The organism is Rosenbergiella australiborealis, from assembly GCF_018494035.1.
Taxonomy (GTDB): Bacteria; Pseudomonadota; Gammaproteobacteria; order Enterobacterales; family Enterobacteriaceae; genus Rosenbergiella; species Rosenbergiella australiborealis.
In genome coordinates, this window is record NZ_JABBFO010000003.1 from 114,912 (window position 1) to 135,595 (window position 20,684).

Here is a 20,684-nt window from a genome sequence, read left to right on the forward strand (position 1 = left end):
ATATGCACAGGCAAATTTCATACGGTTCAGTTTGCTCAGGTATCGAAGCAGTAACAGTCGCCTGGGGCGCCTTAGGCTGGTCAGCATCGTGGCTGGCAGAAATCGAAAAGTTCCCTGCTGAATTACTCGCTCAGCGTTATCCAAACACGCCCAACTTAGGCGACATGACACAAATCGCCAATAGCATCAAATCAGGACATGTAGCGGCACCCGATATTCTGGTCGGAGGCACCCCCTGCCAGGCATTTAGCATTGCAGGTCTACGCGATGGGCTATCAGATGCCCGTGGCCAATTAACCCTTTCATTCGTGGAGTTAGCAAATGCAATCGACAATAAGCGCATCGAACGTGGAGAAGAACCAGCAGTTATCGTCTGGGAAAATGTCCCAGGAGTGCTCAGCAGTTCAGACAATGCTTTCGGCTGCTTCATCGCTGCCCTGGCTGGAGAAGATGAAGCATTTGAACCAGGTCACCCACCTGATGCGGGAAAAAATAACCCGTTCTGGCGGTGGAATGCCAAAACCAGTGGCCACATTCCAAAGTGGTCGCAGTCTGGTTGTATTATTGGACCAAAGCGCAAAGTGGCCTGGCGAATCCTTAATGCCCAATACTTCGGAGTGGCCCAACGCCGCCGCCGTGTGTTCGTTGTCGCAAGTGCTAGAAACGACTTCGATCCCACAAAGGTACTACTTGAGTCCGACGGCATGCGCCGGGATATTGCGCCGAGCAGAGAATCGGGGGAGGCAGTTGCCACCCTTACTGCAAGTGGCGTTGGAACATGTGGCGCAGACGACAATCAGGCACAAGCAGGACATTTGATAGCGACCTTTGGTGGTGGCAATTGCTCAGGAGAGATTGATGTGTCTACTTGCCTAACGGCTCATGGATATAGGATCGATTTTGATGTTGAAACCTTTGCCATACATGGAACACAAGATCCTGATGTTAATGCTGAGTTTGCGCATACTATAGGCCGCAATCAGGGACAGGAGAATACTATTGTCTATGGGATACCGGGGAACTGGATTGGTCGTGCTCCTGAGAATGGTGGTAATTCCTTAGAACCCACCCATAACATTTCACCATGTCTGACGGCAACTGATCGTCATGGTGTCGCTTATGGCAATCTTGTCGTGCGTCGTCTGATGCCGGTTGAATGTGAACGCCTGCAAGGGTTCCCGGCTAACTGGACGCAAATTCACTGGCGTAATGCTGATGCGGTCAATTGCCCGGATGGCCCACGCTATAAAGCGATAGGAAACAGTATGGCAGTACCGGTCATGAGATGGATTGGCGAGCGAATCCATCAGCAACTGTGTAACGCTAATAGTTAGGGGAAGATGATGAACATCCCAAAGACGGACTCCGGTTACACAAATCCAACTTTCAGGCCATAGGCCAGCAACTCTCAGAAGTCCTCCAGTCAGGTGATTGCTACCGACTCAAAATTGAGCCATGGCGAGAACGCAGAAGCCTTTCACAAAACTCACTCAGCCATATGTGGTACGGAGAAATCAGCCGCTACTTAATCAAGCGCGGTAAAGATTTTGCTACGCCTAAATGGGTGAAAGATGCGTTAAAACACACCTATCTCGGATATGAAACCACTGAGAGAGTGGACGTGATAACCGGTGAGAAAACGACGGTTCAGATACTCAGGCAAACATCAAAACTCGATACAGGTGGTATGCATAACTACTTGTCGAAAGTCGAGGGATGGGCGCAAAACATCGGGTGTCTGCTGACCATTCCAGAACATAGCGAATACAGAGAGCTTCAGAGGAAACAAGAACAGTGAAAATAAAAGGACTTAGAAAACCTAAGACCTGTAAAACCTGCAAAGAACAATTCATCCCTCACAGTACAACCCAAACCGTCTGCTCAATCTCCTGTGCCATCCAATACAGTAAAGCTCAGTCAGCAAAACTTGCTGAAAAGCGGGCACTTGCTGAACGGAAAAAACACCGACAAAGACGAGCAGACGTTAAACCCTTAAGCCATTGGGTAAACATGACTCAGCGTGTATTCAATGACTACATACGGGCAAGGGATGGGAATGTCTGTATCAGTTGTGGCAGTACCACCGCATCGAGTTACCACGCAGGTCATTACAGAACAACAGCTGCGGCTAAGCAATTACGCTTCAATGAGGATAACTGCCATTCGCAGTGCGCAGCCTGCAATACGCATCAATCCGGCAACCTTGGCCCCTATCATATCAATCTGCTAGCGAAAATTGGTACTGAGCGAGTCCAGGCGCTTGAAAGTAATAACCAGGCATATCGATACACCAGAGAAGAGCTTGAAGCGCTCAGAGCGCATTACAGGCAGAAAATCAGAACACTTAACTCAGAAAGGGGGCAACCATGACCAAGCATACACACTCGCTATCTTTATTCACGCGCGCGCGCGTTTAGGAGATCCCTATGCCCACTATCGCTACGGTAAAAATCGACTGGTTCCGTGTGATCACCGACATCACCCGCAAAGGTATTCCCTTGCAGGCGATCGCCAAAGAACTGGACGTGTCCAAATCAGCCATCATCGGTTGGAAGCAGGGCGCTGCGCCTAACCATCACACAGGTGAGGCACTCATTAATTTCTGGTGCTATGTCACTCATCACGAGCGACCAGAGCTACCGGTGGTAGTGATATCGAAACGCTTCGTGTATGGATGGCATCGTCGAGCGCCCACACCGTGATTTGGTCAGGATTCTGACCGAGAGGAAAGAGGACACTCTATGCTCACATAACACAGGAGCATACACATGGCACGTGCACAAAAACCAATTGAAGTTCCCGGTCAAGAGCCTGCAGCTGTTGAACCAGAGCAGATCCCCGACACATCCGATACGGAAACAAATCAATCCGTCGAGGCAACCCCTGACGTTACTCCCGATATAGCAGCTCGTAATCAATTACTGTCCACTCTACATCCACAAGCCACTGACATCATCGCTCGTTTTGAAGCACTGGGCTTTATTGACGATCACGGCAGCGCACTGACTGACAACCTTGATTTCATCAATCTCGTTAAACAAGCGACCGTCGTAACAATAGCCTCAGGTTCTGACAGGGTGACCAATGACGAAGGTAAGCGTCAGCCCGTAACGGGTGCGCCCGTACTAACTGAGCGCGGCTGGCATATCCCAGGCTAAGGAGGAATCGCTATGTGCGGAGGACTTGATGTCAACAAAGTGCTGGACCCGTTGGGACTCTTCAAGAAAGACAAAACCCCGGATGTTCAACAGACCGACCCACAGGCTGAAGCGGATGCGGCGGCCAATGCGGCAGCTAAGTCGGCCAATGCCGATGCAGCAGCACGTCGAAAACGTAAACAGGGATCGTCTTTACTGGCATCGGGCGCGTCAGGTGCCGATGACTCGGGCGGCTCCCTGCTGGCATCGGGGGCGCAGGCTGCTCAGAAGAAAAGAACGTTAGGGGCATAAGCGATGGATGAACTGGCGGTTAAGCTCCTCAAGCGCGCAGAAGCTCTCAAAGCGCAACGTCAGATGCATGAAAGTGTCTGGCGTGAATGCTATGACTACACCTATCCACTGCGGGGCGCAGGACTGAGCGGTGAAGTACTTAATGCGCAGAGTGCCAAACACAAAGTGGCTAAACTCCTCGATGGTACCGCGACGGACAGTGCGCGTATGTTGGCCTCGGCGCTGATGTCTGGCATGACCCCAGCCAATGCACAGTGGCTTAATCTGAGCAGTGAATCACTGCCTGATGACGCGAAAGCGTGGCTCTCGGATTGTGCCACACTGGTGTGGGAAAACATTCACGCCGCCAACTTCGATGCGGAAGGTTATGAGGCGAACCTCGATGTGGTCTGTGCGGGCTGGTTGGTGCTGTACATCGATGAAAACCGGGAAGAGGGGGGCTACAGCTTCCAGCAGTGGCCACTGGCACAGTGCTGTGTCGCCTCAACCCGTAACGATGGGATCGTGGATACCCTGTTCCGTCGCTATCAACTTACGGCTGAACAAGCTATGCGTGAGTTTGGTGCAGATCGTGTTCACCCGAAAATTCGGCAGGCAGCACAACAAAAACCCGATGAGGCCTTTGAGTTTATCCATGCCATTTACCCACGTGAGAATTACCTCAGCAGCGGACGTCTAGCCAAGAACTTACGCTTTGCCTCTTATAACCTAGACGTCTCTCACAAGCATATCGTCCGTGAATCGGGCTATCACGAATTCCCTTGCTGTGTACCTCGCTGGATGAAAATTCCGGGGGGTGCCTATGGTATTGGCCCTGTGTATGACGCACTGCCAGACTGCAAAGAGCTTAATCAAACCAAACGCATGGAGAAAGCGGCGCAGGATTTGGCTATCTCTGGAATGTGGATCGCGGAAGATGATGGGGTACTTAACCCACGCACAGTCAAAGTAGGGCCTCGTCGTATCATCATTGCCAACAGCACTGACAGCATGAAACCGTTGCTGACCGGTGCAGATTTTAATGTCGCCTTCACGGCAGAAGAACGGCTGCAAGCCTCCATCCGTAAAATCATGATGGCAGACCAACTCCAACCGCAGGATGGTCCAGCGATGACGGCGACAGAAGTTCACGTCCGCGTCGCGTTGATACGACAGCTGCTAGGACCCGTTTATGGGCGATTTCAGGCGGAATATCTGCAGCCCCTAGTGGCGCGCTGCTTTGGGCTAGCACTGCGAGCTGGAGTATTCAGACCCGCTCCAGAGAGTCTGCAACACGCTAATTTTCATGTGCGTTATATCTCACCCTTGGCACGTGCACAGCAACTCGAGGACGTCACGGCCATTGAACGCCTCGGTGCCAACGTCGCCAACCTCGCATCGATTAACCAGGAGGTGGTGGATCTGGTTGATACCGATGAAGCGACCCGCGTGGTGGCCGATGCACTGGGCGTACCCGCTAAAGTGATCCGCACGACTGAGGCTGTTTCAGACTTACGTCAACAACGCCAGCAAGCACAACAACAGGCACAGCAACAAGCGATGATGATGGAAGCAGGAACTCAAGCAGCTGGGGCTGCCGGAAATATCACCGGCGAAGCACTGGCACAAAAACTGATGGGGGAAGGATGACAAAGCCCGTGATGCCCGCTGATTTTAAACGCGTGTTTGAGGAGATGCCTGGCGGGGCTGCAGTCCTCAATGAATTAACTCGACGATTTGGTCGGGCAGTGTATGTCACCGGCGGCAATGAAGGCGATCGTGAAACCTGTTACCGCGCCGGACAACGTTCTGTACTGGATTTTATCTTACGTGAAATTAATTTAGCTGATGGAGTAGACGATGATTTGGATGATGAAACACCGCCTCATGACGATTGAGCAAGGGGCAGACGAACAGGGGGCTGGCGGCACTCCCCCTGTAAATACCTTACTCGGCGAGGGGGAAAACACAGTTAATGATGCTGCTTGGCTGCCTGAAAAGTTTCAGATTAAAGGGGATGACGGTCAGCTCAATATCGAAGACTCCGCGCGTAAACTGGCCGAGAACTATGCTCACCTTGAGAAACGGCTAGGCAGCGGTGATGCGCCACCCAAAAGCATGGAAGAATATGCCCCACAGGTGGAGGTCAAAGGGTTCCAATGGGAGGAATTTAAACAGGCGCCTGAGTCTCAGGAGTTCTTAAAAGGTGCGCATGCGAAGGGTATCACTAATGACCAGATGGGCTTTATCTTGGGTGAATACCTGAAAAACGCGCAGACGCTGACAACGGGTATGGCAGCGTTGGACGCGGATGCGGCAGCGGCCTCCCTGCGTGATGTATGGAAAAACGATGCCGAGTTCTCACAAAACTTAGGGCTGGCACACCGGGCATTCACCCAGCTGGCCGAACAAGGTGACGACATAAACAGCATTGGTAATAACCCGCTGGTCATTCGCCTATTGGCTAAAGTCGGCCGTGAAATGCAGGAGGATAGCCCAGCAGGCCTGACACAACCGATGGCAGAGCAACAAACGGTAAAGGATTTGATGCGTTCGCCCGCTTATATGGACGACAAACATCCCGATCATCAACGCGTATCCGCACAGGTTCGCGCCTACTATCAAAAGCACTACGGTGACCAAGCCGTGATCTAACCCTCCTAAGCCAGCCTAAGTGCTGGCTTTTTTTATTTGGTCGGGATTCTGACCATTACCCTGCTTGAAAATCACGTCATCAACAGCCCGGCGGGGACGCCGGATAACTGATTTCTCCCGCAGTGCGTAAACGCCAATCGCATTGTGTTGCGGGGTCGGGTAACCGGTAACCCTTAGGCGTTAATTTTTGGAGTACTCACCATGTCATTTGATACTAACAAAAGCATGATCACCGCGGCCTTTGTCACGCAGTTTCATGACTCATTCGATATTGCCTCACAGCAAAAGGATTCACGCCTACAGGCCGCTGTCCATGACCGTGGAAAAATCACCGGTTCCTCATTCACCATCAACGATATGGGTACCATCGAGATGAATGCCATTACCACGCGTTTCGGCGATACCGTATGGGATGTTCCCGAGGCGGGTACCCGTAATGCGCTGATGGCCGATTACGGGGTGTTTGTCCCAGTGGAAAAACGTGACCTACGCAAACTGATCGCCGACCCGCAGGGCCCTTACTTACAGCTGACGCTGGCGGCGGCGAATCGTAAAAAGGACGACATCATTTACCGCGCGCTACTCGATACGGTATTTCGTAAAACGGAAAACAATGGGGCCTATGCGCCGATACCTTTACCACCGGATCAGCGCATTGTGTCGGGTAATGCTGGCATGACAAAAGCGAAGCTGATCGCAGCCAAAGCGATGTTCCGTCGCAATGAGTGTGATGAACAGAATGGCGAAGAGCTGTTCATGACCTATAACGCCGATATGTTGACGCAAATCCTCAGTGATACCACTTTAACCTCTGCCGATTTTATGGCGGTGAAAATGCTGCAGGAAGGCGCCGTATCATCCAAATGGCTGGGCTTTAACTGGTTGGCTTATGAAAAACTCGATGCTGATGCCGCGGGAACCACGAAAACAGCTGCGGCATGGTGTAAATCGGCGGTGCATTTCGGTACCGGAGCGGAATACAACGTCGACATCGGACCGCGCCGCGATAAAAACAACACCATTCAAATCTCGGTAGATGCCTCTTACGGTGCCGGTCGAGCCAGTGAGAAAAAGGTTGTGTCCATCGAGTTTATGGCTTAACCGCTATTTAGGACGCCGGGGGCTAACCCCGGTTTGTCTATCCTTGAGGCATCATTATGACTTCCAGCGTATCAATTTGTTCTAATGCGTTACTGGCACTTGGTGGACATCCGATCAACGATTTGAGTGAGGCAACTGAACACGCACGCTTATGTGCCAATATTTACCCAACGGTTCGCAATAACTTACTGAGAGCCCATCCGTGGAACTGTGCGGTAAAACGTGTGGTGTTATCACCGACCACCGCGACGCCCATTTTTGGTTTCTCACAACAATTTACCCTCCCGAGTGATTTACTGCGCCTGCTGTCCGTCGGCGAAGTCGCAGACGATATCGACTATCAACTCGAAGGCAACCGCTTACTGGCAAACATCAATATGCTGAAGGTGCGTTATATCTTTCGCAATGAGGATGAGTCGACGTGGGATGCTGCCTTGATCCAGGTGGCCGAAGCGATGATGCAAGCCCGACTTGCTTACGCGGTGACCGGATCAACGAGCCTGCGTGATTCCTTAACTCAAGAAGCCAATTATCTATTACGGCAGGCGAAATCGATTGATGGCCAAGAACAGCCTTCAGAAATTCTCGATGGCTTTCCAACCTTTGAGTCGAGGTTCTGAGATGCGTGCAAACCTGATCCAAACCAATTTTACAGCAGGGGAACTCTCTCCTCGCCTTATGGGACGAGTCGATATCTCCCGTTATGGCAATGGTGCAAAGCGCATCGAAAATGGCATCGTTGTCGTACAGGGGGGTATTGTACGCCGTGCGGGTACCGCCTTTGCTGCAGCCACCAAATATGCGGATAAAGGGGTACGTCTCATCCCTTATGTGTTCAATCGTACACAAGCCTATGTGCTTGAATTCGGTGAAAGCTATATCCGAGTCTTTCAGCACGGCATGCCAGTGGTGAATGCAGATAATACTCCTTATGAAATCAACAGCCCTTTTACGGCAGAGATGTTGCCAGAGGTAAATTATGTCCAGGGCGCTGACACCATGTTTCTGGTACATCCAGCCGTCAAGCCGCAGCGACTCCAGCGTCGTGGGCAAACCGAGTGGGTGATGGAGCCAATAAGCTTCACGGTAGAGCCATTCGACGAAATTCGCGATACCCCGCAGAAATGGTGCAAACCCTCTGCAAAACACTTCATCGGCTCAGAAATTACCCTAACCCTAAGCGATGAGGAACCACCGGAGAGTGGCGAAGGCAGTTTTACCGGCAATGGTTGGGCATCACAGGACGTAGGATCCTATTTGCGCATCAATAGTGGTCTGGTGTTACTGACCCATATCACCTCCAGCCAGAAAGCAACCGGAGTTATTCGTGCCGAATTGAGCGCGACACAGGCTTCCTCACCGGGGGCATGGACGCGGGAAGATAGCGTTTGGTCGGAAGAGTTTGGGTATCCCGCCGCCGTCACGCTTTATCAGCAACGTTTGGTACTGGCGGGTTCCCCGCGTTTTCCGCAAACCCTATGGTTTAGCGAAACGGGTGTCTACTTATCGTTCGAGCTTGGCACGGAAGATGATAAGGCAATGAGTTTCACGCTCTCCTCCGATCAACTTAATCCGATTGTTCATCTGGCACAGATGAACACCTTGCTGGCATTAACCTATGGGGGTGAGTTCACTATCACCGCCGGTAATGAGTCTGCGATTACCCCGACCAATATCTCGGTAAAAAATCCCAGTCAATACGGCTGCAATGGTATTCGCCCAATTCGTGTCGGGACCGAAATTATGTTTGTGCAACGGGCAGGCCTCAAGCTCTATGCTACGGCCTACGACCCTGATTCACTAGTGGCCTACAGCTCTAGCGATGTCACGGTGCTGGCAGAACATATCACGCACAGCGGGATTCGCGAGGTGGCGTATCAGCAACAGCCTGACTCACTGGTTTGGTTAGTGCGCAACGATGGCACGTTAGCGTCGATGACGATTGACCGTAATCAGGAAGTGGTAGCCTGGACACAGCATCAGACGCAAGGGACATTCGAATCAATTACCTGTATCCCCTCTGAACAGCATGATGTGTTGTATGCAGTCGTGCAGCGTGAGGTGAATGGGCAACGCGTCCGCTTTGTGGAGGTCTTTGATACTGCCCTAAATACCGACGCGACAGTAAGCGGTAGCAGTGTAGACGGCGCTGATACCTGGTCAGGCTTCTCTCATCTTGAAGGACAACGGCTCGACGTTATTGCCGATGGTAGCGTTATGCCGCAAGCAATGGTCGTCAATGGGTACATTACCCTTACCCGTAAAGCAAAACGGGTAGTCGCTGGCTTGCACTATGAAACCACCATTGAAACACTACCACCAGAAATCGCGACTGCCGAGGGCACGATACAGAACGCGAAGAAACGTATTAGCGAAGTCACTATGCGCTTTCTGAACACTACGGGTGCCGAATGTAATGGACAGGTCATCCCGTTCCGGCGCCTCGGCCCACAGATTCTGGATAAACCTGCAGCGTTATTCACCGGGGATCACTACTGGGGAAAACTCGGCTGGGATCGTGACGGGAGTACCTTACTCATTCAGCAGCGCCAGCCGCTGCCTTTTTATCTGCTGGCCATCATCTTCACTTTTACCAGTAATGGAGGCTAACCATGATCCGACCTGCCACCCATGACGATATTACCGCCATCTTACAACTCTCCGCCGCGATGCATAACGAGTCGCGCTATCGCACCTTACCGTATAACGCCGATAAATTTGCGGCTGTCCTTCAGCAGTTACTCGACTCACCACAGGGCATGGTGGCGGTAGCTGAGCGAGAAGGGCGAGTGATTGGCGCGATCGCTGCGGTGATCACTGAGCACTATTTTGCAGATGCCACGATTTCCTACGAGCTAGGGCTGTATATCGAAAAACCGCAGCGCGGGGGCTTAGCGGGCTATCGACTCGCAAAGGCTTATATTGATTGGGCGCGTTCACGTGGCGTTGATCAAATTGATATGGGGATCACCACCGATATTAACGAATCTCGCACGGCAAGTCTTTACACCCGTCTAGGGTTAAATCGTGTGGGCACCGTCTTTTCAGGAGGTCAATGATGGCATGGGTGGCAGTGGCCGCAGCAGCTGTTTCAGCGCTCGGCTCAATCAAACAAGGTCAATCAGCGCAAACTGCAGCGAACTATAACGCGGCTCAAACAAGAGCTGATGCCGATGCCAGTACCGCAGCAGCCAAAGTTCAGGCACAAAAAATTCGGCAGCAAGGCGCACGTCAGGCATCACAGGCTACCTCAGCATTTGGCGCTTCAGGCGTGGAAACGGATACCGGTACCGCTTTGCGTGTTACATCAGGGATTGCCGGTGATGCGGAGCAGGATGCCTACACCACCATTCTGAATGGCGTTAATAATGCTAATCGGATGCGGGCGCAAGCACAAGCCGATGTGATTGGCGGGCAACAGGCAAAACAGGCGGGAATGATCAGCGGGGGCAGCTCGCTGCTTAACTCAGGCTCGCAATATTACAGTGGATGGAAACGATAATGCGGATACCCGTCGGTAATTTTGGCAACCTCACGCCACAGGCAACCACTGGACGTGTGGGGTTAAGTCATACCACCGCAGTCGGTGCGGCACTCAGTGGCACGGGAGCAACGCTTTCGCACGTCGCAGAGGGGGTGCAGAAGGCGCAAAATAAAAAAGACCTTGCGGCGACGCAGGCGGCACTGCTCGACTTAGACTCTAAATCTAACGAACGCTGGGAAAACCCTGAAACTGGCGCTCTTACTACACGTCAAGGCTTTCACTCCGCTGGAGTGGGGCAAGATATGGGAAAACTAGATAGCAGCGATTATCTCGAAGCACGTCAGCGTATCCCAGCCACACAACTCGACTACTTCGATGCACAGTGGAAAGCAGGTCAGGTTCGGCGCGAGAGCACCTATAACAGTTTTGAACGCACCCAAACCGCGCAGGCACAACAGAAACAACTCACGGCGACGGTGAAACTCTCCGTTAATGATGAAGGGAATGCCTTTGATGATCCGAAATCAGCGGCGTTAATTCGTGGGGCGCGCCGTCATTCCATCGAACTCTATGGGCAGGCGCAAGGCTGGTCGGCTGAGCAGATCAATCAGGCAATTACCACTGCCGACCTCGATGCCAGCGAAAAACGATCAATGAATTTCGCGGTGACCCATCCTCAGGCTTGGTTATCCCGTAAAGATAAACAACAGACGGGGCTGGATGCGGCGACCATTTATCGAATCGACAAAGTGGCTGAGTCAAAAATTAGGGAGCAACGTGAAGCGGCACGGCAGAGTCTCGACGACATTCTGAGCAACACACTGGCCCAGCTAAATAATGGCGAGGTGCCTGATGCGATCCCCGATAAAGGCGCCATCATGTTTGCTTACGGTAAACAGGGCGGTAAAGCGGTCAAACAATTGAATGCCGCACTGGAAAGCGCGCTGACTTTTCAGCGTATTCAGCACGCTTCACCAAATGAGCAAAAACAGGCGTTAGCAGAAGCCAAACCCAAGGTGAATGATGCTAACTATGCGCTCAAACTGGAGAGTTACAACAAGCTGCTTAGTCTAGTGAAACGCAGTAATCAGCAACAGGAAGAGGCACGCAACGCCCAGCATTTCAATGAAGCCTTGGTGATGGGGCAGAAATTGGACCCGACCGATAAAGCCATGCAAAAGGCGGCGGATAGCACCGACTATGTCCAACAGTTTCAGATCAATAATGCGGCAACCCATGATGGCATTGTTCTGCAGGTGGCACAAACGGGGCTTGTTCCTGATAAGGTAACGTCACAATTATCCGCTGTGTCACGTGCCAAAGACCCAGGCATTGTGAATCAAGGAGCGGAACTCTTTAACCGACTCTATGAGACCGATCCGGCCTCGGTTGGCGATTTACCAAAACAAATACAGAGTTTTTATCTGACGGTGAAACAATTCACCGATTCTGGCATGGCCGCAGAGTCAGCCATCGAGCAGGCGCAGAATCTGACCTATAACCAGACTGATGCAATGAAAGCGCAATTGGCCTCACAACAAACTACCAAAGAATATAAAAAGGACCGGAGTAAAGCGATGGACTCTGCCGCGGGTAGCATGTCGCAGTGGTTCCGCTGGGATCCTTCTGCGGACGATCCTACCCCTGAGGCAGTCCGCTTCCGCAACGACTATCAATCGCTTTATGACATTAATTATCGAATCAGTGGCGGCAACAGCGATGCGGCGAAAAAAATGACACAACAGCAAATCTCGCGCACCTGGCGAATCAGTGAGGTAAACGGCAGCGCTCAGTTTATGAAGTATGCCCCGGAAGCCTTATATCCGCATGGCCCGGAGGGCTGGCAGGCCGCGCAATGGCAAGAGGAAAAATCGCTGCTGATGTACGGCGATCGCAGCAAGACCGTTGAAGTGAATGCGGCGCAGCGCGGTGATACCTCAGGGCGGGGCAATATCATTAAGAGCGAGATGGTCGAGAGCCGCATTGACGGAGATCTCGAAATTACACCTGATGTCCTAACCCCTCGTAAGGGCGACTACGCGATTATGGTGCGTCGGAAAGATAAAGACGGTATCGAAACAGTACAGCCCTTCTACGATGAGGAGGGTCGCGCGATGCGCTGGCAGCCAGAGTTAACGGCTTGGCAGCCTTACCAACAAATGCTGAAAGATGCGGAAAAAAATGCGCAGGAAGAACTTAGCCGAGCGCAGGCACAGCGTGGTTTTAATGAAAAACGTCGTGCGCTGAATGAACAGTATCAGCGCTTACATAACCAGCGCAGACAAAATATCCCGCAATTTATTTATGGAAGGAGTGATGACTGATGCCGGTATATGCCTCACCCGATCAAATCGCCAATGGTTTTATGCCGTCAGGCAGCGCGCTACCTGAGGCGGAAGGTTTTGACGTCTCACTCCCTGAAGGGGTTAATCCTCAGCCTGCCGCGCAAAAGCCCTCGGTGTGGAATGCGGCCTTTAATCAGAATAATGTGTTGAGTGGATTATTTCGTTCAGCTCCACAGTTCGAGCCACAAGAGGGCTATAACCCCTTTCAGGATAAGCTCGATATTCAGGGGTATGAAACCTGGGCCACGCAGTTTGTACATTCATCTTCACCCGAAGAAACTGCTTGGATTAAACAGCAAATTGACGATGAAAATGAAGACCGGCAAGTGTTGGCCGAGGCGGGGGGAATAGGACTGTTAGCCAGCATTGCGGCGGGTGCTATTGATCCTATCACGCTAGCCTCCATGGCGATCCCTGTTGCTAAAGGGGGAATGCTCGCACGCGTGGGGTCGCAAATGGTCAGTGGGGTGGAGGGTTCCGCGCTCAGTGAATTGGCACTTAACCAACAGCAACAAACGCGTACCCTCAATGAAAGTGCCGCACACATCGCATCTGCAGCGTTAATGAGTACTGTTTTCGCAACGGCCGGACATTTCATTTCCCCACAAGTCAAAAGTGCCGTGACACAAGAGGTGGCTGATGCGCTGGAAACGGTCAGCGAACGGGCTTCACCCGATGATGCCGCGCACCTATTGCCTCGAGGCGGGAGTGTCGGTGCAGCAAAAATTGAACAGGCCACACTCGAGGATTTGACGCTGGCCAATAATAGCCATCTAAGCAAACTGGCCTATAAAGCAGGGCGATCGTTAACGCCTATCGCTCGGCTGATGGATTCTCCCTCACTCACTACTCGACGTACCGCATTGGAATTGGCTGAGAACAATTTTACCTTACAGGGGAATGCGCGGGGAATTGCCACACCGGTGGCGGCAGAAACCCGCGTAAGAGGCTGGCGCCGTGAAGAAGCTGCGGTGGTGGTGACCAATAAACAGGCCTACACCAAATATAAATCTGCCGGCGGTGACAAATCATTTAGCGAATTTCGGGAAGAGGTCGGCAATGCGATGCGCCAGAATGATGTGCATAGCAATCCGGCAGTGGCTGAAACTGCCCAGGCGATGCGTCAGGTCGTCAATCGTGTAAAAGTCGAACAGCAAAAACTAGGGCTATTGCCACCGGACGAGGAGCTAAAAGCAATCGGCCAAGAGAGTTATTTCCCTCGAGTTTATAAGGTCGGCAAGATCATCAATGAACGGGATAAGTTTCGGGAGATGCTTGTCGACTGGTGGTCACGCGGGGAGCAGACCTTATCGCGTGAAGAGGCTGAGCTGAGTGCAGATGCGACGATCAATAAAATTGTTGGGGCAAAAGTGCCGCAGGATTTTACGACAGTCTTTATGGTGAAATCGCCCTCGAGTACGAAAAGCCGCACGCTCAGTGTGCCTGACCGTTTGATGAAAGATTATCTGGAAAGTGACGTGAACTATGTTCTGCAGCGGCATATTCGTGAGGCCGCCAGTGATATTGAATTAACCCGCAGTTTTGGGGATAAATCACTGAAAACAAGGGTGGATGATATTAATGCTGAATATGATGCGCTGATGCGGGAACGTCCTCAGGATCAGGCCAAATTGTCAAAAGCCCGTGATAATGATGTGCGGGATATTATGGCATTACGTGATCGCCTCGAGGGGACCTATAAAATGCCCGATGATCCCAATTCCTTTTTTGTGCGTGCTGGGGCGTTTATGCGTAGCGCCAACTTCGTTACCAAACTCGGCGGGATGACGGTATCAGCAATTCCTGACCTAGCACGTGGTGTGATGATGAATGGCTTTCAGAAAGTAACCCGAGGCTATGCCACGATGATCACCCGCTCTCCAGCATGGAAAGCCAGTCGAGCTGAACAGAAAAAGATGGCGGTGGGACTGGAAACTATCCTACAGAGTCGCGCTCGCACCATGGCTGATTTAGTCGACAGCTCTGCCCGTACCTCGGCCGTTGAAGCGGGCATCGAACGTGTTACGGATGTGTTCGGCAAATTAACGTTGATGGGGCAGTTTGACGATATTAACAAATCAGTAAATGGCATGATCACTTCGGACGGTATTTTATCAGGCACCTTTGCGACACGCCGTTTGGCGAAGCTTGGTATCAATGAAAATATGGCCCAGCGTATTCGCCAAGAATTTACGCAGCATGGTGAAGTGATTGAGGGCTGGCACATTGGTAACTTTGAGAAGTGGGGCGATCAGCACGTTGCCTCAGTGTTTCAAGCCGCTGTGCTTAAAGATGTTAATAATACGGTGATCACCCCGGGTATTGGTGATACGCCCTTGTGGGCCAGCTCAGCAATGGGAAAAACCATTTTCCAGTTTAAGTCCTTTACTACCGCCTCCTATAACCGCGCGACCTTGGGAGGATTACAGGAGGGAACGGCGCAATTTTATTATGGTACCGCGTTGCAGATTGGGCTGGGTGCGCTGACCTATGCGCTTAAAGAAGCCGCAAAAGGTAAAGAGATTGATTGGTCGCCAGAGAAGTTAGTCGCAGAAGGGATCGACCGCTCAGGTGTTCTGGGGCCACTGATGGAATACAATAACATCGCAGAAAAGGCCTCGTGGGGCACAGTCGGTATGGGGGCATTACTAGGTACCAGTACACAATCACGTTATGCCAGTCGTGGGTTGGTGGGTTCAATCGCGGGTCCTACTTTTGGGCTAACGGATTCAGTGGTCGATGTAACGGGGGGGATATTAAACGGTGATATGGGGGATAGGGTGTTGCACAATTTCCGAACCTTATTGCCGGGTAATAATCTGTTCTGGATTGCGCCTTTAGTTAACCAGGTGGATCCGGGAGTGAGGTGATAGATTTTGATGCATAAGAATGATCGAGAGTGTAAACTCAGTTGTATTGGTATATCAGTTAATACACATTTAATAAGCAGGTATTGAAAAGGATTTAGTTTGAAAGGTATTGTTTTTAGTTTATATGAAAGAGACTCATACCACATACCGTTAATTACGGTATTTTTATATGCGTGTTCATGTTCTTATGAAATGGGAGTGGCTAACTATAACCATATACCAATTAGTTTGATATCTATGGGTATGACTAACATAATATGGAATGTTACGACATCAGTTGTCTTTTTATTTCCTATTTTATTAATAGAGATAATTCTAAGTAGGTTAAACTTTTCTAGTGCTTTAAAGTTTGTAGTATCAAATGTCCTTTTTATTTCTTACCTAGTTTATTCAAGTTCTGCAAATATTTCATTTGTACCACTTTTAGGATTATCATCGGCGTTCATATTAAGCTTGCAGTATATTTTTTTTAGCTTCAGTTATGAAGGTGATGTAAACAAGAGAAATGAACTGATAATGATTTTTATTTTCGTGATAACAACTATATCCATATGTTACTTCATTGGATCTTATCCAAAGACTGAAAGTAGAATGGATGTCGTAAGCATAAAAAACAAACAATACAAATTAATAACAACATATGGTGATAATATTTTTGTAAAAGACGAGAATAATAAAACTATATGGTTAAGAGCAGATGCAGATAATGAAATAAAAATAAATTAATTGTTATTTATTTTTAAATGATGATGTTATTTTTATTTGGGAGATTAAAGTTATAATTCCTGCGTTATATTTATAACTGTATGATTAGATGTTTTTTTGGACGTAACGTACCAGTAGAGTTGTCACTATCATCACCAATCAGTCAGGATCCTGACCTGCGACACACGCCATCATAACCCCGTCTCTCACACGGGGTTATTTTATGCATCAAGATTATAAAACACGCCTAAGCACGCTTTGTGACCAACTCACCGATGTGGTGTTACAAGAAGCCGATCCGACGCAGTGGCCAGGCGCTGATAAGCAAATCAGCGAACTGACCAAAGATGAGCGGGGCAACCGTTATTGGGATAAGAAAAATGCCGCGGCCTCCTTGACGCTATTGATCAAAGTCCACTCATTGATTGGCATGCATCGTCGTGGCGGTACCGCTGACTCACTGGGCGAACAGGATGATGAGGCCTTTGCGCTAGGCCAGCAGGTGTCTAAAGCGGAACGCGAAGCGACAGCCATTCTGGAAAGGTTACAAAAAGGTCGTCGATGATCTCTTTTCTGGCCTTTTTCCTGATGTGGGCAGAGCGCATGCGCTGGCAGGTGCCTGACTGCCATTATCGCGCCTGTCACTGGTTAGAGTATCGTGGTGATCTGGCCGTTTTACGCTGTTTCCGTGGCTTTGGGAAATCAACTATCCTCGCCGTTTATAACGCTTGGCGCTATTACCAGGACCGGCAATATCGCATTCTGCACCAGTCAGAGTCAGATGGCACCGCCTATAAAACCAGTCGCGACACACAAAACGTCTTACGAAATCACCCGCTCACCAAAGGGCTGTTACCCGATGGACAAGGCACGGTGGAACAGTGGTGGGTCAATGGGGCGCTGGATCTGCGTAATGGCAGCATGTATGCCAAAGGCATTCTCTCTAACGTTACCTCGGCGCGCGCCAATGAATGCCAAAACGATGACGTAGAAGTGCCGCGCAATATCCAGACCCCTGAGGCACGTGAAAAATTACGCTATCGCCTCGGTGAGCAAACTCATATCTTAATTCCCGGAGGCCGTAAATTGTTTATCGGAACCCCGCACACGCATGACAGCCTTTATGATGAGATTGAAGCCTTGGGGGCAGACTGCCTAACCATCCGTCTGTTTGATAAAGCGCATCGCATCGAAGCGCAGCAAGCAACACAGCTTAGCTATGAGATCCCTTTTCGACCTGACTATATATTTACTGGAATTCATAAGGGTGCGCGGTTATTGGTGCCGGGCGTAGATTATCAACATACGTCCCAGGGAATTCAGTTTGCCAGCGCGCCGGAATCCGTGATCGACTGTTATGCCGACTGTGCTTGGCCGGAACGCTTCACTCCTGAAGAGATGGAAAAGCGTCGCAAAGAAACCCGCACCATTAATGAATGGGATAGCCAGTATCAGCTCCACAGTAAACCGGTGGGAGAGGTACGACTCGATCCCGATCGTATTCGTGAATATAACCTGCAGCCGGAAATCCGGTACGCCAACCGGAGCGCCTCTCTATGGTTGGGACAAGTGCAAATCGTGGGTGCAGTGGCTTGGTGGGATGTGGCGACAGGAAAGCTAAAAGCTGATGCCTCGGCGTTCTCATTAGTGTTAACGGATACGCGGGGCCATCTTTACTGGCAGGTGTGTGAAGCCTTATCGGGCGAGCTGGCGGAGTTTGACGATCACGATAAGATTATCGGTGGGCAGGTGATGCAAATTAAAGCTCTCGTGCTGAAATATCAAATCCCAGTGGTGTGTGTCGAAGTAAATGGTCCGGGCAGTTTCGCCGGTAAATTACTCCGGCAGACGTTAAAAGGGACGGGATGTGGGGTACGCGAAGAGTTTAGCGTGGTCAATAAACAAAAACGTATCCTTGATGCCTTCGAAGCTCCCTTATCCTCGCGCTTTCTGTGGGCGCATACCGATGTCCTCGATGGTCCGATGTATAACCAATTACGAGATTTCAATCCTGCAGTGAATAACCAACCGGATGATTTTATCGATTCAGGCGCCGGAGCCATCAGTGCCACACCGGTCAGGATAGGTAAAGTAGTCGGGATCCCGACCGGACAGTCGCGCGAACATTGGCAGCAAAGTGACGGAAACCATCTGGTGGACGTCGATTACTAGGCTTGCCAGGGGCGCAGATATGTCATTACCGAATCAACTTCCATTCAATAGCTATCAAGCGAATGGAGCCAGCACAGTGTTTACCTTTGAATTTTACCTGATCAGTGTGGACGATCTTCAGGTGAGTATTGATGGACAACGTATCGACAGTGGCTTTAGTGTCATTGATGTGGGGAAGGTCACTGGCGGCAGCGTAATCTTTTTAACCCCACCCACTGCGGGACGTGTCGTCATGCTTGAACGTGTCGTTCCCGCCTATCGATCAACCGATTATCAAGATAATGGCGATCTACTCGCTGATACCCTCAACAAAGATTTTGACCGGCTCTGGATGGCACTACAGCATATCTCGTTATATCTGGATTTAACCCTTCAGCGGCCTTTATTGTCCGGTCCCTTTAACGCCCAGCACTATCGGATTATCAATGGTGCAGACCCGATCGACGAGCAGGACTTCGCGACGAAACACTATATCGACCAAGTGGCTTTAGCTCAGACACTGCGTGTGCCAGAGAAAAACGTATCACTCTTACCCCTCGCGAAAGAAAGGGCGAATAAACTACTCGCTTTCGATACAGGAGGTCAGCCGATCGTAATTCTCCCTGATAAGGGTACTGCGGCAGATGTTTTACTCGAACTTGAAAAAGAAACCGGTGCAGGCAAGGTTGGCGCACTGACTCCCGATAAAGATAAAACAACGACACAGCAGGCGCTGGATAATCTTGCTGATCGGGCATCGGAAATGGAAAAATCAATTGGTGACATTACAGGAGGGATAGGTGAATGGAATTCAACGGTTGATTACGAGATGAATGAAATTGTGCGTATCGGCTTATCACTGTATATCGCTAAACGAAAAAATAGCCAGTCACGGCCATTAAGCTCCAAAACCAGTATCAATGACTGGTGCCCGCTGTTACTAAATGATCCCATCACTGTCACGGTACCAACGCTGTTTGATACGTTAACTCAGGCGGTGACTTATTTCGACAAAACAACCGCCACTCAGCCGGTCACTATCGTTATTAATGGTTCGATTGCGGATAAAAATATTCAGGTAACGAACAGCGCATTACGTCAGTTAATTATCCGTGGTGGTGAAATCCAGTTGGGTACCGATAATGGCATTATTGCTAAAGGCAGTGGTGTCAATGTGGAAGTCAATAATGTGAAATATATCGGTGCTGGACCAACCGCAGGTGGAGATAAATGGACAAATACCGCTGTTGCCAATTTTGCGATGGATGGTGCGGCAATGATCCTGAAATCTGTGACCACGACAAAAGTTTACTATGGCGCACAGGCAGCCCGGGCTTTCTTGTCCGCTGAATATAGTTCTTTTCTGAGCGGTGGTGATGCGGGGGTGCTGGCGTTTGACGGCGGGCAAATCTACCTGAAACGTTGTGAGAGTAACCAGTGTTACGATGCTGCTCACGGGCTGGGATATGGCTATGTTGCCGAAGCTGGTGGATCAATTTGGCTACAAAACTGTTCTTCAACACTTAATGTTATCGCGGGGCTGTTTGCCAATATCGGTGGGCATATCCGTGATGATGATGGTCGTCATAGTGGCAATGTACGCGCCTGCAAAGTGTGTGCTGGCAGTAACATTGAAATGATGGGCAGCCAAATGAATAACAGCAATACCACCAATGCCGAAGTACTCGGCGGTGCATTATCCGCCTGGAATACCCAGTTTAACGGGTCAAAAGAAGGGAATGGAATGTATGTCACTGGTGGGGGTGTCGTTCACCTGCATAACTGCAGTACCAATTCAAATAAAGCCTACGGCATTATCAGCGAGGGGCTTTCTTCTGTAAAACTTTACTCATCACACACGGCAAGCGGCAATAAAGCCGGACCCTGCTTACCGGCGACATTCCAGCAACTGGGTGAAAATGGTGGTTGGATCAGTAATTAACAG

General features: G+C 50.4%; 20 protein-coding genes. All 20 read left to right on the forward strand.

Annotation, left to right across the window (positions count from 1 at the left end; translation table 11 throughout):
• Positions 1-2 precede the first annotated feature (2 nt).
• The 20 genes from HGT73_RS05295 (at position 3) to HGT73_RS05390 (ending at position 20,681) form a co-directional block, all read left to right on the forward strand.
• The gene (locus HGT73_RS05295; RefSeq protein WP_455431229.1) at positions 3-1,334 is read left to right on the forward strand and encodes a DNA cytosine methyltransferase; all 1,332 of its coding nucleotides are present in this window, start codon (positions 3-5) and stop codon (positions 1,332-1,334) included.
• Between the two features lie 59 nt (positions 1,335-1,393).
• Positions 1,394-1,798 (forward strand): recombination protein NinB, encoded by a 405-nt coding sequence (locus HGT73_RS05300; RefSeq protein ID WP_214212729.1) that lies wholly within the window; start codon positions 1,394-1,396, stop codon positions 1,796-1,798.
• Positions 1,795-2,370, forward strand: a complete 576-nt coding sequence (locus tag HGT73_RS05305) for a recombination protein NinG (protein WP_214212621.1) — start codon at positions 1,795-1,797, stop codon at positions 2,368-2,370. The genes HGT73_RS05300 and HGT73_RS05305 overlap by 4 nt, the downstream gene beginning before the upstream one ends.
• A 56-nt stretch (positions 2,371-2,426) precedes the next feature.
• Positions 2,427-2,702 (forward strand): hypothetical protein, encoded by a 276-nt coding sequence (locus HGT73_RS05310; RefSeq protein WP_214212622.1) that lies wholly within the window; start codon positions 2,427-2,429, stop codon positions 2,700-2,702.
• A 66-nt stretch (positions 2,703-2,768) separates the two neighbouring features.
• Entirely contained in the window at positions 2,769-3,158 is a 390-nt protein-coding gene (locus HGT73_RS05315; protein ID WP_214212623.1) for a hypothetical protein, read from the forward strand.
• Positions 3,159-3,170: 12 nt separating this feature from the next.
• Positions 3,171-3,449 carry a hypothetical protein gene (locus HGT73_RS05320; protein ID WP_244968463.1) on the forward strand — a complete coding sequence of 93 codons (279 nt, stop codon included), beginning with the start codon at positions 3,171-3,173 and terminating at the stop codon, positions 3,447-3,449.
• A gap of 3 nt (positions 3,450-3,452) precedes the next feature.
• On the forward strand, positions 3,453-5,078 hold the full coding sequence (locus HGT73_RS05325; RefSeq protein WP_214212624.1) for a portal protein: 1,626 nt from the start codon (positions 3,453-3,455) through the stop codon (positions 5,076-5,078).
• Positions 5,075-5,326 (forward strand): Bbp19 family protein, encoded by a 252-nt coding sequence (locus HGT73_RS05330; RefSeq protein ID WP_214212625.1) that lies wholly within the window; start codon positions 5,075-5,077, stop codon positions 5,324-5,326. The genes HGT73_RS05325 and HGT73_RS05330 overlap by 4 nt, the downstream gene beginning before the upstream one ends.
• Positions 5,298-6,083 (forward strand): hypothetical protein, encoded by a 786-nt coding sequence (locus HGT73_RS05335; RefSeq protein WP_338111579.1) that lies wholly within the window; start codon positions 5,298-5,300, stop codon positions 6,081-6,083. Before HGT73_RS05330 ends, HGT73_RS05335 begins: the two co-directional genes overlap by 29 nt.
• Before the next feature lie 201 nt (positions 6,084-6,284).
• Complete coding sequence (locus HGT73_RS05340; RefSeq protein ID WP_214212626.1) at positions 6,285-7,184, forward strand: phage capsid protein; 900 nt, start codon at positions 6,285-6,287, stop codon at positions 7,182-7,184.
• Between the two features lie 56 nt (positions 7,185-7,240).
• Positions 7,241-7,804 (forward strand): hypothetical protein, encoded by a 564-nt coding sequence (locus HGT73_RS05345; RefSeq protein WP_214212627.1) that lies wholly within the window; start codon positions 7,241-7,243, stop codon positions 7,802-7,804.
• A gap of 1 nt (position 7,805) precedes the next feature.
• Positions 7,806-9,794, forward strand: a complete 1,989-nt coding sequence (locus HGT73_RS05350) for a hypothetical protein (RefSeq protein ID WP_214212628.1) — start codon at positions 7,806-7,808, stop codon at positions 9,792-9,794.
• Between the two features lie 2 nt (positions 9,795-9,796).
• A complete protein-coding gene (locus tag HGT73_RS05355) occupies positions 9,797-10,243 on the forward strand; it encodes a GNAT family N-acetyltransferase (RefSeq protein WP_214212629.1) in 447 nt (148 codons plus the stop codon).
• Complete coding sequence (locus tag HGT73_RS05360) at positions 10,240-10,686, forward strand: hypothetical protein (protein WP_214212630.1); 447 nt, start codon at positions 10,240-10,242, stop codon at positions 10,684-10,686. Before HGT73_RS05355 ends, HGT73_RS05360 begins: the two co-directional genes overlap by 4 nt.
• Positions 10,686-12,992 carry a lytic transglycosylase gene (locus tag HGT73_RS05365; protein ID WP_214212631.1) on the forward strand — a complete coding sequence of 769 codons (2,307 nt, stop codon included), beginning with the start codon at positions 10,686-10,688 and terminating at the stop codon, positions 12,990-12,992. The genes HGT73_RS05360 and HGT73_RS05365 overlap by 1 nt, the downstream gene beginning before the upstream one ends.
• Positions 12,992-15,883, forward strand: coding sequence for a hypothetical protein (locus tag HGT73_RS05370; protein WP_214212632.1), 2,892 nt, complete (start codon positions 12,992-12,994; stop codon positions 15,881-15,883). Before HGT73_RS05365 ends, HGT73_RS05370 begins: the two co-directional genes overlap by 1 nt.
• Positions 15,884-15,982: 99 nt before the next feature.
• Entirely contained in the window at positions 15,983-16,609 is a 627-nt protein-coding gene (locus HGT73_RS05375) for a hypothetical protein (protein ID WP_214212633.1), read from the forward strand.
• A gap of 202 nt (positions 16,610-16,811) precedes the next feature.
• Complete coding sequence (locus HGT73_RS05380) at positions 16,812-17,153, forward strand: hypothetical protein (protein WP_214212634.1); 342 nt, start codon at positions 16,812-16,814, stop codon at positions 17,151-17,153.
• The gene (terL, locus tag HGT73_RS05385) at positions 17,150-18,760 is read left to right on the forward strand and encodes a phage terminase large subunit (protein ID WP_214212635.1); all 1,611 of its coding nucleotides are present in this window, start codon (positions 17,150-17,152) and stop codon (positions 18,758-18,760) included. Before HGT73_RS05380 ends, terL begins: the two co-directional genes overlap by 4 nt.
• A 19-nt stretch (positions 18,761-18,779) precedes the next feature.
• Entirely contained in the window at positions 18,780-20,681 is a 1,902-nt protein-coding gene (locus tag HGT73_RS05390; protein WP_214212636.1) for a phage tail fiber domain-containing protein, read from the forward strand.
• Positions 20,682-20,684 lie beyond the last annotated feature (3 nt).